General features: G+C 57.7%; 14 protein-coding genes and 4 pseudogenes. 7 read left to right on the forward strand and 11 right to left on the reverse strand.

Annotated elements, in window-relative coordinates; genetic code table 11:
• Positions 1–6 precede the first annotated feature (6 nt).
• Positions 7–1,164 (forward strand): iron-containing alcohol dehydrogenase, encoded by a 1,158-nt coding sequence (locus U5G49_RS31460; protein ID WP_193445408.1) that lies wholly within the window; start codon positions 7–9, stop codon positions 1,162–1,164.
• Between the two features lie 109 nt (positions 1,165–1,273).
• Here U5G49_RS31460 and U5G49_RS31465 read toward each other — a convergent pair.
• The 5 genes and pseudogenes from U5G49_RS31465 to U5G49_RS31485 all read right to left on the reverse strand — a co-directional run bounded on the left by U5G49_RS31465 (position 1,274) and on the right by U5G49_RS31485 (position 5,094).
• Positions 1,274–1,565: pseudogene (locus U5G49_RS31465) on the reverse strand (type II toxin-antitoxin system RelE/ParE family toxin).
• Positions 1,562–1,870 (reverse strand): type II toxin-antitoxin system RelB/DinJ family antitoxin, encoded by a 309-nt coding sequence (locus U5G49_RS31470; RefSeq protein ID WP_168333863.1) that lies wholly within the window; start codon positions 1,868–1,870, stop codon positions 1,562–1,564. The pseudogene U5G49_RS31465 and the gene U5G49_RS31470 overlap by 4 nt, the downstream one beginning before the upstream one ends.
• Before the next feature lie 1,256 nt (positions 1,871–3,126).
• A complete protein-coding gene (locus U5G49_RS31475; protein WP_193445409.1) occupies positions 3,127–4,116 on the reverse strand; it encodes a DUF3618 domain-containing protein in 990 nt (329 codons plus the stop codon).
• The gene (locus tag U5G49_RS31480; protein WP_193445410.1) at positions 4,116–4,532 is read right to left on the reverse strand and encodes a phage holin family protein; all 417 of its coding nucleotides are present in this window, start codon (positions 4,530–4,532) and stop codon (positions 4,116–4,118) included. Before U5G49_RS31480 ends, U5G49_RS31475 begins: the two co-directional genes overlap by 1 nt.
• On the reverse strand, positions 4,525–5,094 hold the full coding sequence (locus U5G49_RS31485; RefSeq protein ID WP_193445411.1) for a nutrient deprivation-induced protein: 570 nt from the start codon (positions 5,092–5,094) through the stop codon (positions 4,525–4,527). Before U5G49_RS31485 ends, U5G49_RS31480 begins: the two co-directional genes overlap by 8 nt.
• A gap of 223 nt (positions 5,095–5,317) precedes the next feature.
• Between U5G49_RS31485 and U5G49_RS31490 the strand changes: the two genes are divergently transcribed.
• The 4 genes and pseudogenes from U5G49_RS31490 to U5G49_RS31505 all read left to right on the forward strand — a co-directional run bounded on the left by U5G49_RS31490 (position 5,318) and on the right by U5G49_RS31505 (position 8,701).
• A complete protein-coding gene (locus U5G49_RS31490) occupies positions 5,318–5,503 on the forward strand; it encodes a hypothetical protein (RefSeq protein WP_193445430.1) in 186 nt (61 codons plus the stop codon).
• Positions 5,431–5,811 (forward strand): annotated as a pseudogene (locus tag U5G49_RS31495) (acetyl-CoA C-acyltransferase); the annotation flags it as partial. The gene U5G49_RS31490 and the pseudogene U5G49_RS31495, both read left to right, overlap by 73 nt.
• Positions 5,812–6,248: 437 nt before the next feature.
• Positions 6,249–7,991, forward strand: a complete 1,743-nt coding sequence (locus U5G49_RS31500) for an adenylate/guanylate cyclase domain-containing protein (RefSeq protein WP_193445413.1) — start codon at positions 6,249–6,251, stop codon at positions 7,989–7,991.
• Between the two features lie 248 nt (positions 7,992–8,239).
• Positions 8,240–8,701: a hypothetical protein gene (locus U5G49_RS31505; RefSeq protein WP_376770331.1), complete on the forward strand. Its 462-nt coding sequence runs from the start codon at positions 8,240–8,242 to the stop codon at positions 8,699–8,701.
• On the opposite strand, the gene U5G49_RS31510 is transcribed toward U5G49_RS31505, so the two are convergent.
• Together U5G49_RS31510 and U5G49_RS31515 are read right to left on the reverse strand one after the other, a co-directional pair.
• On the reverse strand, positions 8,655–9,587 hold the full coding sequence (locus U5G49_RS31510) for an NAD(P)/FAD-dependent oxidoreductase (RefSeq protein ID WP_193445426.1): 933 nt from the start codon (positions 9,585–9,587) through the stop codon (positions 8,655–8,657). The genes U5G49_RS31505 and U5G49_RS31510 overlap by 47 nt on opposite strands.
• Before the next feature lie 275 nt (positions 9,588–9,862).
• On the reverse strand, positions 9,863–10,447 hold the full coding sequence (locus U5G49_RS31515) for an alpha-ketoglutarate-dependent dioxygenase AlkB (protein WP_193445414.1): 585 nt from the start codon (positions 10,445–10,447) through the stop codon (positions 9,863–9,865).
• A 342-nt stretch (positions 10,448–10,789) separates the two neighbouring features.
• On the opposite strand from U5G49_RS31515, the gene U5G49_RS31520 reads away from it, so the two are divergent.
• The gene (locus U5G49_RS31520) at positions 10,790–11,038 is read left to right on the forward strand and encodes a hypothetical protein (protein WP_312861319.1); all 249 of its coding nucleotides are present in this window, start codon (positions 10,790–10,792) and stop codon (positions 11,036–11,038) included.
• Between the two features lie 342 nt (positions 11,039–11,380).
• On the opposite strand, the gene U5G49_RS31525 is transcribed toward U5G49_RS31520, so the two are convergent.
• Positions 11,381–12,265: a DUF72 domain-containing protein gene (locus U5G49_RS31525; protein ID WP_193445415.1), complete on the reverse strand. Its 885-nt coding sequence runs from the start codon at positions 12,263–12,265 to the stop codon at positions 11,381–11,383.
• Between the two features lie 197 nt (positions 12,266–12,462).
• Positions 12,463–12,718 (reverse strand): annotated as a pseudogene (locus tag U5G49_RS31530) (LysR substrate-binding domain-containing protein); the annotation flags it as partial.
• A 614-nt stretch (positions 12,719–13,332) separates the two neighbouring features.
• Here U5G49_RS31530 and U5G49_RS31535 point away from each other — a divergent pair.
• Positions 13,333–13,605, forward strand: a complete 273-nt coding sequence (locus tag U5G49_RS31535) for a hypothetical protein (protein WP_193445427.1) — start codon at positions 13,333–13,335, stop codon at positions 13,603–13,605.
• A gap of 295 nt (positions 13,606–13,900) precedes the next feature.
• Here the strand turns inward: U5G49_RS31535 and U5G49_RS31540 are convergent, their stop codons facing one another.
• Both U5G49_RS31540 and U5G49_RS31545 read right to left on the reverse strand, forming a co-directional pair.
• On the reverse strand, positions 13,901–14,095 hold the full coding sequence (locus U5G49_RS31540; RefSeq protein ID WP_003577126.1) for a hypothetical protein: 195 nt from the start codon (positions 14,093–14,095) through the stop codon (positions 13,901–13,903).
• Positions 14,096–15,186: 1,091 nt separating this feature from the next.
• Positions 15,187–15,267, reverse strand: a pseudogene (locus tag U5G49_RS31545) (LysR substrate-binding domain-containing protein); the annotation flags it as partial.
• Positions 15,268–15,293: the final 26 nt, after the last annotated feature.

Below are 15,293 nucleotides of genomic sequence, written 5' to 3' on the forward strand. Positions count from 1 at the left end.
GGCAAGATGTCCACATTCACATTCGCGACCGTCCCGCAGATCATCGCGGGACCGGGTTGCATCACGAGGCTTTCGGAGCTAACGAAAACCCGACTTGGGCCGCGCGTTCTGGTGATTTCGGACGATGGTGTCGTCAAGGCGGGACTGGTGCAGCCGGCCCTGGCGAGCCTTTCGGCAGGTGGCGCCGAAATATCGATCTTCACCGGCGTTGTCGCCGATCCGCCTGAAAGCATCATTCATGCGGCTGTGACACACGCGATCGGTTTCGGCGCAACCGGTGTGCTCGGGATTGGCGGCGGCTCATCGCTCGATGTCGCGAAACTCGTGGCTCTTCTGGCCAAAAGTGGAGAAGCGCTCGGCAATATCTATGGGGTTGGAAACGTGACCGGGCAGCGTCTGCCGCTGGTGCTCGTGCCGACAACGGCAGGCACCGGATCAGAGGTCACACCGATTTCCATTGTCACCACAGGCGCATACCAGAAAAAAGGCGTCGTATCGCAGGTCCTGCTACCTGATACGGCCTTTCTCGACGCGGAGCTGACCATCGCCCTTCCACCGGCCGTGACCGCTGCAACGGGGATTGACGCAATGGTGCACGCCATCGAGGCCTTCACCTCCGCGAGCGCAAACAACAATCCGGTTTCCCGTGCTCTTGCCAAGGAGGCTCTTCGACTTCTCGGGGCGAATATCGAGATCGCGGTCATGAACGGAAGCGATCTGGCCGCCCGACAGGCGATGCTGCTTGGCGCAATGCTGGCCGGCCAGGCCTTTGCCAATTCGCCGGTCGCTGCCGTCCATGCTCTCGCCTATCCGATCGGTGGCCGCTATCACGTTCCGCACGGCCTTTCCAACAGTCTTGTTTTACCGCATGTGCTGCGCTTCAATGCGATCGCGTGTGGTGATGCCTATGCGGAACTGGCACCTTGTCTCTTTCCTCACCTTGAACCTGCCAGTCAGGCCGAACGGCTTTCCGGTTTCATCGAAGGACTGGCATTGATCCCTGTGCGCCTGAACCTGCCCGTACGCCTGCGCGATGTCGGAATTCCCAAGGACGGGCTTCCTCTACTAGCGGAAAGTGCGATGGAACAGACCCGCTTGCTGCTCAACAATCCGCGCACGGTGTCGCTGTCGGATGCCGCCAGGATCTACGAAGTCGCTTGGTAAAAGTTGCCGGACGCCAGGGTCGGCCATGTGTGACAACGCCGACAGAATTTTGGTCGCCTTGAAAGATTCGAACCACCGACCCGTTGATACTCACCATCGAGAACAAAGCCTAGCGCGTTGGCAAAGTGTCTGGCCATTCCTGCGCGCCATGGAGGACGCGAAGAATACGAACCGCTGTTTCGGTAATTGCATACGCCGCGACGTACGGCGTGCCGTTAATTGCCAGTTCGCGGGTGCCAGCAATTCTGCCAACACGACCGCTCGCGGGAAAATCTACTAACCGACGGACGGCAGCAACGATCCGTTCGTCGACCAGTATGGCGGCTGACGGATTTTCTGCTTCTATGTATGTGAAAATGGCGTCGCGATCCGATAACGCGAACGGACCAGATAAGCTTCACGATTTGCGCGCACCCGCGTTAAGGCGGGCTGCCGCTCGACGTTCAGCGAAATGCGCCTCGACTTCATCATCTGAGACGTCCGGTCGAATATCGTTCAGCGCTTCAAGTACCTTGGTGCGAAACCAAGCGTCGTGGGCCTCGCTGCCTGAAAGAAGCTCCAGCGGCAGCGCACCTTCGTTGGCCGTTCGGGTGAGTAAGATACGAACCGCATCAGATACGGTCAGCCCCATATTTCCAAGCACTGCGGAGGCACGATCCCGAACATCGGCATCGATACGAGTTTGTACCAGTGCATTTGCAGCCATAGCGATCTCCACTTTTTGGCGAAATGATAATGCAAATGAATGACAAACGCCATAGTGCTTTTAGGACCGCCTTCGCCCGGTCTCGTTCCTCTAGTTGCTCTTGAATGTCTCTGAAGCGACGAGCGCAATCTTAATCGTGTGGGATAACGCCTATTTATGGAACTTCCTCTGTGGTCTGAGGAAAGCAGCACACCATTTTCGGGCTACTGCTAGAGATCCTGCTCAATCACATCGGAGGGACCATCCCGTAATGTTGCGCATTCAGCATGCGCCAAGACGATTGAGCTCGCGCCAAGCACAACGGGCGGCTCTGCGAAAATGACGCGGCGGATTCGGCACGGCAAGTGACCAACGCGCCGCGAGGGGATGAGATTATGCGTTGAGTCCGTATGTGAGTCGCATGATGGTGTTCGGGAGCTTCATGGTTGAGACGTGGGGCATTGAACCGCCTCGGCTGATGGTCTTTCGTCCACTATTCTTCACCTTTGAGTTCTCGTAATCGGGCAGCGTTGTGAAGCAGATGGGGATTGCGTTCATGTCGGCCTCCAATGACGGACGCCGCATGACGTAGAAGAATATCTCCTGCCATTCAGTGCAAGGTGATCGCACGACCGCTGGACGCGAGATGCTCGGTAATGGCGCGCCGGATTTCGGTAACCGTGTCGAAGAGCCTGTTGTCCAGGTCGATGACATTGAACCGGACAGCGATGAATTCTTTCAGACTCGGGTAATAAAGCGGTCACTCCTACTTTTAAATAGATAGCCTTTGTTGAACGTCTTTCTCATCGAAAGGACCACGGACCTGAGATGTTTAGGGACCGGTAAACTCGAGGGTTTTGCAGGTTGCGTCGGGACGTGTAATTGCTTCAAAATCGAAATCGATGCCCCCCGGCTCTCGTCAGAAAGGCATCAGACCCCGGTAATGGAAGGGCGTCCTCGATGCATAATCTGGCTACCGCTCTGGCAATCACCCTCTCCTATCTCGATGGACGCTCATCGAACTCCACTGAGGATGATGGTCGACGAGGATGGAGGCGTGGATGGAAATGCCTAAGGCGCGCCAAGAAGTAGGCGCGCGGAGCGAAACCGGAGCCCCTATCGCCTCGTTATCCAGGTCTTCCGAGATGCAGCGGGCGGAGGTCGCCCCTATATCACAACGACGGCAAGGGCAACGCCGATCGTGGACAGCAGAAATGCCTTCACTGCGACGCGACGGCATTTCGTTTGCAATCACATAACTTGTCTCCTCGCACGCCTCAATTCGATGGGGTGCGATCATTACCTTGAGCACCCGCCTTGAACGCATCGACCTCCGTGATCAGGCGATCCTTAACCGCGTCGTGGGCATCTGACGCGACCAATGCGGCCTTTTCGTAGACCTCCGAGGCGACCTCTTTGCTTTGGTCGATAACATCCAATGCCTCGGCGGTGAGCCGCTCTTTCGTCGAATCGGCGGCCTCACCGAGAAATTCGTCTTCGGTGTCGGTGTGTGGCAACGCCGCGCCGATAGCCGCGCCCACCGCAAAAGCTAATGCACCGCCGACCAGCGGCTGATCGCGGAACTGGGTAAGGATCGCCTGATTGAGTTTGGTGGTTTGTTCCTGGAGGTTTGTCGCCGCCGCAGAAGATCGGTCAGACACCGAGCCGGCAACTGCACTTGCGGCGTCTTTTGCCTGCTCCCATCTCTCCGCTGCCCAGCCCGTTGCCGCGTCGAACATCGCGCCCACCTCGTCGCTGATCTGATCGATCTGCCTGCCGCTGGCGTCGGCAAACCCTCGATAGGTCTTGCCAGCTTCGTCGACGAAGTGACCAGCACGGCGTCCGGTTTCATCGGTCAGCGCTTTCAGCCTCTTGCCGGAGCTGTCCGCGAAATGGCTGTAGCGCATTCCGTTTTCGATCTCGGGAGGGCCAAGACGGCGGACCGGTCCGTTCACCGGATACAGGGGATACTCAGCCGCGGTCCGGGAACTGGCAGGCACATTTGAAGAGGAGGTTCCCTTTGCCATCAGCCAGGCTAGGCTCACCCCCATCAACGCGACAGGCAGGGGATTTTCCTTGAGGGCTTGGCCAAGGTTGCTGACATACTCTCCCCCGCCACTGCTCTTTGCATAAGCCAAGACCTCATCGATCAACTGGCCTGGCGACATTCGCTCCTGAATGGCGTCGATGCGATCTCCGATCCGCCGGCGATCTTGATCGATCTCCTGCTGAAGGTCAGCAGATGTTCTTCCAACTGTCGTTTCCATCAGATCTTCTCCTTGACAACATTGGCATCACGGCGAAGCGAGGTCGCGGTTCGATCCAATTTCAAGTTGCTTCCACGAAGTGCGGCCATGCCACGGGAAACCAACGCCCACGCGATGACTGCAATCACGACGCCGACGATTAGGGACGCGACGGCACTGGCACTTGTCTCTGTAAAACCCTCGGTCACCAGGAACGCCGCAAGCCCCCCAACGAGGGCGCTCAACAGGACGCCGACAGCGCCAATCGCCAGGACAAGCCCGAAAACAAGCACTTCGACACCGCTAAGCACCTGCGAGAATTTTTCGGACGCCTCGGTCTTGGCGAGATCGATTTCCTTGCGAAGCAGCCCCGTGACATCGGCCACGAGACCGCCAACGAGCTCTGAGAGTGGGGTACTATCGACAGACTTAACCATTGATTTCTCCTCCCGTCGCCGATGACCCCGAACGTCCAACTGCAACGGTTTGGCCAATCGCTTCCGTGGGCGATCGCTTGGCGGAGGCGGTCAAAAACCTGCTCGCACTCAAGCCCGCAAGTGCCGCAATTCCAAGGAATGCTAGCGGTTGCTTGCGACCGAATTCCTCGGCCATCACCGCGATTTCGCCGAGGTCCTTGCCTTCCATTCGTTTGGCCGCGGTCTGGACGCTTCGTCCGATCTGCCTGGCATACCGTCCGACCTCTGGCTGGTTGGATGCCTCCAATTCCGCGCCGACCTTCTCAAGCGCCGTCGCGATGCCGCCAACCTGGCGGGCTGCGAAGTGGGTTTGCTCGGAAATAGCCTGGTTGACCTTTTCGACGGCGGTATCGGCGCCTTCTTTTATGGTGTCTCTGGCCGCGGTGACATCATCGGCCAACTTAGATTTCAAGTCCGCGAGTGAAGGCTCCGCCTGCGGGGGCGCAGGCGCTCTTGGAGATGGCGTGGATGTTTGCGATGACGGCTTTGGCGGGCCATTTAATTCTGTGAATTCGCTTGGCACTGTAGCCTCCCATGGCTTAACAAAAGCGGCTCTGGCCGCAATCCTAAACCTGGACTGGAGGCCTTTGTTCCCAGTCCTGAGCGCTGTCGCTCTTTTTGACATTTGACGTCTCCGGCGAGGGTGCGAAGAGCGTTCCGAGGCCCTGATGCCGGCGTACCGATCAACCCGCGGGCGGGAAGACCGTCGACCGCCGGCGAGCTGCCTGGCAAGACACCGCGGAGTCATGCTCGAGGCTCCAAGCGCCATGCCGAGGAAGTGCTACTCGTCCGAACACTTTGACGATGCGGCCATTGCCGAGCAGGAGCGCTGCGAGATCCTCGACCGAGTATGCCTGCCGGTATCGACCCGTCCCGTCGATCTCGACGTGGAGCGGACGCGCCGGAACCGGAATGTGAGAGCTGCGGACTAGGCCCCGTTCCGGCCACGTTGCAAGCGCTCGATCGCGCCAAATGGAACGTCGCCGACGTCGACCGCGTCGAAATCAACGAGGCCTACGCAGCGATCCCGATCGTCGTCCTACGCGAACTGGGTCTGCCGGGGGAGATCGTCAACGTCGAGGGCGGCGCGGTCGCTCACGGTCATCCGATCGAGGCGACGGGTGCCGTTTTGATCACCCGCCTTGTTCACTCGATGAAGCGGGATGGACTGAAGCGAGGCTTGGTGACGCTTTGCATCGGCGGCGGCCAAGGCATCGCGATCGCTATCGAGATCCTTTGACCCCGAAGGACCGTAGCATTCTGATCGATATTCGTCTTTTCATGGATGGATGGCGCAGGTCTTGTGCTAACTTCGACCGGAAAAAGGGGTCTTCGGAACAAAGAACAGTACCCCTCGGGAGGAAGTGCTTGTTGAAGGCGCTCGTCGAGGGCCGGACGCATTTCGACATGCGAATGGCTCATGGCAAATATCCAGAATACGAAAAACAACGCCTAGCGCCGGCGGAGGCCCGCCAAGAATCAGCGCGGAAGGCGTTGTAGCCCCCATCGCCCCCGTCCGAAAGTCGCCATGGCTCGAGACGCTGGCGCGGAAGGAGATCGTCCATGAATGAATGGCCTCCGCGCTCAGGAGAAGCCCCTGATCGCTAGACCTCTCGAGCAAGCGATAGTAGATTGCGCATATTAGAGATCGAGAATGAGCTGCGCCGGGGACGCGTGATGGATCGGAAGCTTGCCGCGATCATGTCCGCTGACGTAGTCGGCTACAGCCGCCTGACGGCTTTGGATGAAGAGGGAACGATACGCGCGCTCGACCGAAGCCGCGAGCGGATCGACGGGCTCGTCGCGCAACACGGCGGCCGTATCTTCGGTGTTGCCGGAGACGGCGTCATGGCCGAGTTCTCGAGCGCAGTTCAGGCAGTCCGCTGTGCGGTTCAGATCCAGCGTGAACTAGCGGCTGACGAAGGCGAAGCTGACAGTAGTCTGAAGTTTCGCATTGGCATAAACGTGGGAGACGTCGTTATCGCGGGCGACGATCTGCTCGGCGACGGCGTTAATATCGCCGCGCGCCTGCAGTCTATTGCTGGATCGTCTGCGATATGCATCTCTGGGTCGGTCCGCGACCAGCTCGGCACGAAAACGGAATTCAGGCTTCGCAGCATGGGCAAGCGGATCCTGAAAAATATTCCGACCGCGATCCCTGTCTTCCAGGTCGATTGGTCGATCGGGCAACAAGCGAGCAAGATCACCCGTTCGCCCTCGTCTGTATCGTCAGGAGATCCTTCTGGCCCTCCGGTCGTTGCCATCCTACCCTTCGCAAATCTGGCGACGGACGAGCTCTGGGAAAGGCTCGCTGTAGGACTTGCTGCAGACATCATCGCCGATCTTGCGCGCTATCCCGACCTGGCCGTGATCTCCCGTCAGACCATGATCGGATACAAAGGATGCGAGAACGACGTCGTGTCTATCGGCAGAGAGCTGAAGGCCGACTACGTGCTCGAAGGAAATTTGCAGGCGACCGCGGACCAAGTGAGGATCTCCGTCCAGCTCGTAGACGCTGCCAGCGGGTCGAGCTTGTGGACGGCCCGTTACAACGAGACAGCCGACAATCTCTTCGAACTGCAGGACGCCGTGACGGCAAGCGTCGTCAATGTCCTGGGCAACTGCTACGGAAAGCTCCTCAGCTTCCGGCGCGACGTCCTAAGGCGCAAGAAACCAGCGAACCTGCAGGCCTACGACTGCTACCTGCTGGGGGAGGAGCAGCTCGACCTTTTCACCCGTGCCTCGAACGCAGAAGCCATCCGGTTTCTTTCGCGCGCAGTCCAAATCGATCCAAAGCTCGCAAGAGCATGGACCGGACTTGGGCTTGCCTACTCCGTCGACGTTTGCAACGGATTTTCTGAAGACCCCGCCTCCTCGATTCGTCGCTTCGAAGAATGCGTCGAGAAGGCGCTGGAGCTCGATCCGCAGGATTTGGTCGCTCGGCTGTGCATCGCCGGGTTCAAAGCTTTGCGGGGTGACTTCGAGGGCGCTTCGAACGATCATGAGATGGTCCTGAAAGCCGCTCCTCATGACGCCGACACGATCGCAATGCTGGCCGGCAACGTGGCATTGGTCGTGGGCGACCCGGCGCACGGCTGCGAGCTTGCAAGACGCGCCATTCGGCTCAATCCCAACATCCCTTGGTACTATGGGATGCTGGGCCGTTGCTGCTTCGTCGCAGGGCTCTACAAGGAGTGCATTGGGGCCCTTAATCGAGCCCCGCCCCAATCGCCGGCGTCGCTCCTTTTCATGGCGATGGCATCCGCGATGCTTGACCGTGACGAAGATGCGGCGCGGTTCGAGTCTCGTCTGGAGGAGCCCTTCTCCGGATTCTCGGCGGAGACGTTTATACGGGGTTATCCCGTCACGAACCCGACGGCGCTTGCGGCAATTCGCACCGGTGCCGACAAACTGCGCTAGCCGCCGCAAGGGGGAGTTGACCTCCAACCGGTGAACGGCGCCCCGTCGACCGCACGTACGTCGCCTGCAAGTGGCGTGACGTAAGCGGGTCAGATCATTGAAGCGCCTGCAGGCGCGGCGTGAATGCGAGAACCTTCCCACAAACGCAGTCGACGCGGCCTCTCGGTCATCGATCAGCACCGGCTGGATTCATCGCGCTTCGATGTTCTCGTCAAGGCGCCGATACCGCAGTCGAGAAGGTCAAAGAGGTGGTTTCCGATCAAGCGAACTTCGCTGCCCGCCAGGTTGGCGGCGTGGCAACGGCGCTTGAGAAGGTTGGCGCTGAACTGGAAGCATCCGACCAACCGGAGGTCGGACGCTATGCCAAGCAGATCGGACGAAGCGTCCAGGGCTTCGCCACGCAGATGAAAGACAAAGACATCGGTGAAATCGCGGCGATGGCTGAAGAATTCGGCCGCAAGCAGCCGCTGGCGTTTCTTGGGATTGCAGCACTTGCGGGATTGACCGCGAGCAGGTTTTTGACTGCGACCGCCAACACAAGCAACGAGGCGAACATCCCCGGCTACGCCCAGGGAGCCATCTGCAGCAGGAGGCTACACCAATGGCTAAATCTCCGCGCGTTTACCTGCTTTCAATGCGCCAGTTTACTGATGTTTCCGAAGGTTAACAGCGCAGTAGGGGTACTTGCTCGCCAAGGTCGTTGCGGATAGTCGTAGCAGCAACCCCTGCCTGCCCCATGGCGTGGCTGATCTGGTCAAGACCGGCGACCACGTCTCCTGCGGCGTAAAATCCTGGCACAGTGGTCCGCTGGTGACCATCGACGGCAACACACCCTTCTTCCGATAGCCTGGCGCCAACTTGTGATGCCAGCTCCGAACATATGTCAGATCCGAGAGCCGCATATAAGGAAGCGAATGAATAGGTTTCCGTGGGCGTCGTGATGCGGATCACATCATTGCCCAGATAGGTCGAAGCTATGGGGCCGACCTCCATTCTTATTCCGAGATGGGTCAAGGATGACGTCTCGACTTCGGACAGCTCATGTACGCCCTCGGGCGATATCAGAGTGAGATCCTTCGTGTAACTTCGAAGGAAAACGGCCTCCTTGAACCCTTTCGTTCCAGTTCCGAGAACACCAACGGGCTTGTCTGTTACCTCAAAACCGTCACAGACGGGGCAGTAGCGCAGAAGGCCATGAGCCACGGCTTCATCATGAGTTGGCTGTGGCATCGCAGGCGGTCGGTTGACGACTCCGGTTGCCAGGAGTACGGCCCGAGAGCGGATGCTGCCGTTCTCGAATTCTGCCACGAACAGGTTGTCGACTTTATGCAGGGTCGTGATCTTGCGGCATCGAATGGCTGCCCCATAGAACTGAGCCTGGGCATTCATTCTCGCCAGCAGCTCAGTGCCGCTGACGCCGCACGGGAATCCGGCGTGGTTGTGCGACATAGGGATGATGGAAGCCCGGCTGGAGTTATCGTGGAAGACCGTCACCGAAAGATGGTAGCGCGCCAGATAAATCGCCGCGGTGAGGCCAGCCGGACCGCCCCCGATGACCAAGCAGTCTTTTACTTCGTCTTCAAATGCGGTGGTCATCATTCCATTCTCATCCTATTGGCCCCGACCGGGATTACTCGAATGTTGGACGTCATTGCCAACCTCGGGAAACGACGATGGTTCCATTCTCCGCGCACATCATTCGCGATGCCGTTGACATCCACGCGATGCTGTCGAACCCTGATCAGCGCCATCCCGTTGGTTTTACACCGAACGCGGATGGATTTCCGGCGCGTTTGTATCGGCTGAAGCGATCAAGATTCCCGGGAACAAATGGGCGGACAACGGGTTGGGCGACAATGAGCGACGCCCCCTCAGGTTACTGGGCTCAGTTCACGGAAGGTTATCGAATAACGCAGCTCGGCGACTGGCGGGATGGAATGCTCCCACAGGGTTCTGGCTTCGCCCGCCATCACATAGGCTGATCGCGGTTCGAGCGTGATCGAGCTACGCTGCCACTTGCTGCCCTGGCGCCGTCTTAGCCGGAAAGTGCATGCAGATAGCAGCGAGACTCCGACGACCCGACCGAAGACAAATTTATCCCTGTGCCAGCCGATCGGAGCTCCGGGACTATATTCGGTGACCAAAGTCTGTTCCAACCGATCGGGGTCGATGCCAGCAAATGCAGATACGCTTTTGCGAAGCGGCAAAAGAAATAGCGGAATATCTTCGCTCTTTCGGACCCGCTGTGTATCGAAGTCGTATTTCCAGCCGTAGGAGACCGTCCTGCGTTTGCCTTCGAATCCGTGGAAATCGAAAGCCTTGAACGGCAGCTGTGGCATCTCTTCCAGGATGGACTGCTGCAGATCGTCGGGGACCACATCCGGCGAATAGCGAAATCCGTCCGGCAGGGACGGTTGGACTGCACCAAAGAGGTCATGCTGTTTCATCGTGCTCATATAATGTTCTCGTATTTGCCTACCGCCGCTGTGACCTCACGAATTTTAGCGTCGCGATGTCGTTGACAGTGGTTCACACAACGATCCGGATCTTCCGGCGGAATCCAGCATGCTCCGGACTCTAGGAACGCCCGGCCGGCGCAGTGTGTTCCTCGTAGTGGAGAGGCGTGGTCCGCCTGCGCCATCCGAGGGATGTCCATGGTTCATTTAAAAGCCGCGCGCGATCAAAGATGGCGCATCGCAATTGGGTGACCGGTCCGGAACAATCCGGGCCGCTCAGAGTTCGCGCGCCATGCCCTACGTGATCGAACTTCTTCTTCCAGTCCGCGCGAGCGCCCTAGCTTGGTGAGCGTTGACACTGTCCGTGATGAACTCACCGCAAAATTTGGCGGCGTTACCTTATATGTGAATTCACCCGCGGAAGGCTTGTGGGAAGTTGATGGAGAGGTTGAGCATGACGTCATCGTTGTTGCCGAAGTCATGACTGAAAGTCTCGACCGAACCTTGTGGGCGGCATACCGAAAACAGCTTGAGGCTCGTTTCGATCAGGAGGAAATCGTTATCCGAGACACGCAAATCCAGCGTCTTTGAACCCATGTCCCGCGGGGAGGCCCATGATCTTGAAACGCATTTAACGATTTAAGCATCAGTCCAACCGATCTAATGGCTGCTCGGCGGTTTAATTCCGCCCTCGCAGCAGTTCCTCGGTTTCATACAGGCCATCGCTGGAACGCTCGTCTGGTCAGCGCCACGCTGAGGCTGCACTGCGCAATGCCCGACCTGCGGCGACGGCGCTCCAAAATTTCTCGCCATTTCAACCTAAGCGAAGTCGGTGTCCCGGCTTGATTTCGTTGAGGGCGGCAGCATGACAGCGATGACGTGGTATTTGCGCGACTGTCATCACTTAACAAGTAGCAATCTTGAGAGGGGCCATCAGGCCGATGCGTCGATCATCTGTAAAAGCCGCTTGGCGTTCTTGATCGAATAGCCATCGCGATCGTTGTTGAAATAGGCCCACACGGTCTTAGCGCCAGACAGCTTGATGCGCTCCGCCCACACCGTCAATTCGGCATCGCTGTAGTCATGGCGGTACCATTGTTTGATCCCATGGAACCGGATGTAGATGTCGTCGGCTGTGCGAACAAGCTCATCCGGCAACCGGGGACCGCTGCATGAACAGAAGATCGCGCCTGCAGCTTGAAACGCACTATAAACGTCCTCATTCCACCAGCTCTTGTGACGGAATTCGACGACGTTCCTGCGACGGGGATCCAGCTGCGACAAGATCATTTGCAACATGTCTGTGGAGTAGCGGACGCTCGGTGGAAGCTGAAACAGAAAACATCCCATCTGCATTCCAAGAACGTCTGCGACGTATCCGAAATCTTCAATGAGGGCGTGGGTATCTTCGAAGCGTTTGATATGCGTGATGAGCTCGCACACCTTGATCGTATAGACGAAGCTCGGCTCGGCCTGACGTTTCCATGTCTTGACAGTTGCCACCGTCGGCCAGGAGTAAAATGGGGCATTGAGCTCGACGGTCTTGAAATTGTGCTGGTAGATCGAAAACAATTGATTGGAGGGAGCGTCGGTCGGGTAAAAATGGCCCTTCCAGTGCCAGTAATACCACCCGGAACAGCCAATATGGACCCGCCTGGCGACATTGTCATCGGAGGTGATCACAATCAGCGGATCGCTCGCCAGACGGGCTATATGCATTTTCGCGGCGCGCGCAATATTAGCATCGCGCTGTTTTTGGCGGCGCTCGGCGCGCCGTGCCCGCCGACTTTCAATCTCTTCAGCAGTGCGCTTTATCATTTGGTATCCGTGCGAAGCGCTTCGGCGCAAGACAATGGGAAAATCTGATCAAATCTTGGACATTTTTGCACGACCCAAGCGGTCCGTCGTGTACCAACATTGTTAGTTGATGTCGTAACGCAGCCGCCGCATTGGCGTTCAAAATGGGTGTTGACTCGTTCATGCGTATTCGAGCGCTCGAATAGCCTGGCAGAGCGCTAGCTTTTGAATCGGAGCGCCTCGACGAGCAGCGCGAACGCAGCCGTATGCTGGCGTCGGCTCGGGTAATAGAGGTGATAGCCGGAGAACGGCTGACATCAGTCGTCAAGAACGCGGATTAGCTGGCCATCATTTATGCACTGCAACCTGGCTTTCGAATGTATAGGCGAGCGCCAAGCCATCCAAGGCAGCGGCCAGCATTTCGCCGTCGTTAATGATCAAAGGGCCGTTCTCCCTGACCTGGAGTTCTTCCCCGTGATGGATGCTTACTTCCGGCCACAGTGTTTTCGCCCTCGCAGCCTTCTCATCGTGAGTGTGTCGTGTCGACCGGCCGACAATGACGACCTCTGCAACGTCGCGGAGTGATCGGACTATCGTGTGTTTTTCTCGGTCGCTCATTACAAGCGTCAGAGGAGCGAAATCCTCGCTTCCGCTCCAATTGATTACGCCGACCCGATGCATCGCTGACAGTCCTTTGACCTCGCAGGAAACGTTAATATCCGCTACGAAGCTCGGCCGCTTCCCCTGCAGTGACGAACGATACCGCCGGCTGCTAGGCTCCCCGAAACTCGTACGGCAGACAAGTCAAGTATCCGGAGTGGTTACTCGCCACGTTGGGATTCTTGAAGCATGTACGCCAATTAGACTGCGGTTTAAAATCTCGGCGTTCCGATCGACAACAGCCACCACGCAGCCCCGAGATTTCGTCCGCTGATGCGTGGAACAAGGACGTGAAGAACGAAAATCTGCGTCGCTTCTTCCTGGAATGTCCGCTGGATGGGCGATGGGAACTTCGGTGTCTCGCGGCCGTTTGGTTGCAGATGCGGCGTATCGGGCGGCCTGCGCCTCGGGCGGCAGAAGAGATCGTCATGGCAAGGGATGCCGACATAACCATATTAAGAAAGCGCGGAATGCTGGCGACCGTGCGCGGCGTCGTTGCGCATAGCGTGGGCGGGGCCGAGGTCGAGACTGCGCCCTGCGATATGCTACTGGGTAATGCAATTCTGCATGTCGCGAGACTGGACGTTTCGGTTTGCACGACCGCCGCCGCGAGTGTCGTTGCGGAGGACATTATGTTGGATTGCGAGGACTGCCGTCGGCTCGCCTTGAAATATGGCGACAAGCTTGAAGTTCGTGAGTAGGAAGCAAGAGCCCTGAGCACTGGCCGATCAGCTTTCTGGGCCCAAGGAACCTCAATCGGACATCAACACGACAACCGGCCTCGGAGCCCCGAGAGAATTCAGTTCGATGATGGTGTTCGGGAGTTTCATGGTTGAGACGTGGGGCATTGAACCCGCCTCGGCTGATGCTCTTTCGTCCACCATTCTTCACCTTTGAGTTCTCGTAATCGGGCAGCGTAGTGAAGCAGATGGGGATTGCGTTCATGTCGGCCTCCAATGACGGACGCCCATGACGTAGAAAAATATCTCCTGCCATTCAGTGCGAGGTGATCGCACGACCGCTGGACGCGAGATGCTCGGTAATGGCGCGCCGGATTTCGGTAACCGTGTCGAAGAGCCTGTTGTCCAGGTCGATGACATTGAAGCGGACAGCGATGAATTTGAGGCGGTTTTCGACAGGGACCGCGATCCCGACTTCCTGACCGTTGAATACGACAGCTTGCTTTTGCATAACAAACCTCGGGCGCGCCACACGGGAGCACCTTCTTAGAAAAGTGGAACAAAGGGTTTACGACGCGTCAGATTGCCGACGTAGGTCGGTATCGGATCGAGACGAGATCACGCACTCGCTGCACCGTTGCGAAGAAACGAAGTCGGACAAACAACGTCATCATCCTCCTCAAGCGAGGTCAAACGACCGCTGAGTATCGCCGGCGAGGGCCGGTTATTTCGGAACTCTTCTGTAAAAAACGTAGTCGAGAAACTTCGAGTAAGCAACTGATTTTTGTTATTATTTAGCGTTTTGAATCGTATGACAATTACCGCAGATGCGAAGTAACAAATGATGTACGTTCGTCCGACCCATCGTCGAAGGCCCGTCAACGGCTTTACTCGGCGATATTGCAGACTAGGCGGCATTTCTTTCAGCCTCTTTCAGACTCGGGTAATAAAGCGGTCACTCCTACTTTTAAATAGATAGCCTTTGTTGAACGTCTTTCTCATCGAAAGGACCACGGACCTGAGATGTTTAGGGACCGGTAAACTCGAGGGTTTTGCAGGTTGCGTCGGGACGTGTAATTGCTTCAAAATCGAAATCGATGCCCCCCGGCTCTCGTCAGAAAGGCATCAGACCCCGGCAATGGAAGGGCGTCCCCCGATGCATAATCTGGCTACCGCTCTGGCAATAACCCTCTCCTATCTCGATGGACGCTCATCGAACTCCACTTAGGATGATGATGTTGAGGTTTTGAAAGCTGTCGCCGCAGAGCTTCAGAACGCTCCGTCGGACGAAAAGAACTCGGTGATCTCAGCTCTAGTTCACATCGGTAGGGCCGATCTCGCGGACGGCCTCGGTTTGAACTAGATTCACAAGAGACCGCGATCGCGGGTTGGGTTTTCGCGACCATCACGACACGATCGAGAGCCGGAGCCATGACGAGGACGGCAACTATGCGCCCAAATCCGGACGCCCATCGACTCGGCGATGGAAGCGCTTGACGCCGACACGCCGATCAGAGAAGCGCCGCCTCAAAAGACGGAAACCGGGGCCGACTGCCCCGGCAAGCTGTTTCGCGGGGGCAGCACCCGCGCTGCCCCCTCAGCTCACCTGTCCGGCCGCGCCAACGAGCGTGCAATATCGACGATGTCATCGCGCGAGGCGGTCGGATCCTCCTTGTTCCAGGCATGCGGGCTGCGGGCTGCCGGGCCCC

The sequence above is a fragment of the Rhizobium indigoferae genome, assembly GCF_034554815.1.
In the GTDB taxonomy this organism is placed as follows: Bacteria; Pseudomonadota; Alphaproteobacteria; order Rhizobiales; family Rhizobiaceae; genus Rhizobium; species Rhizobium leguminosarum.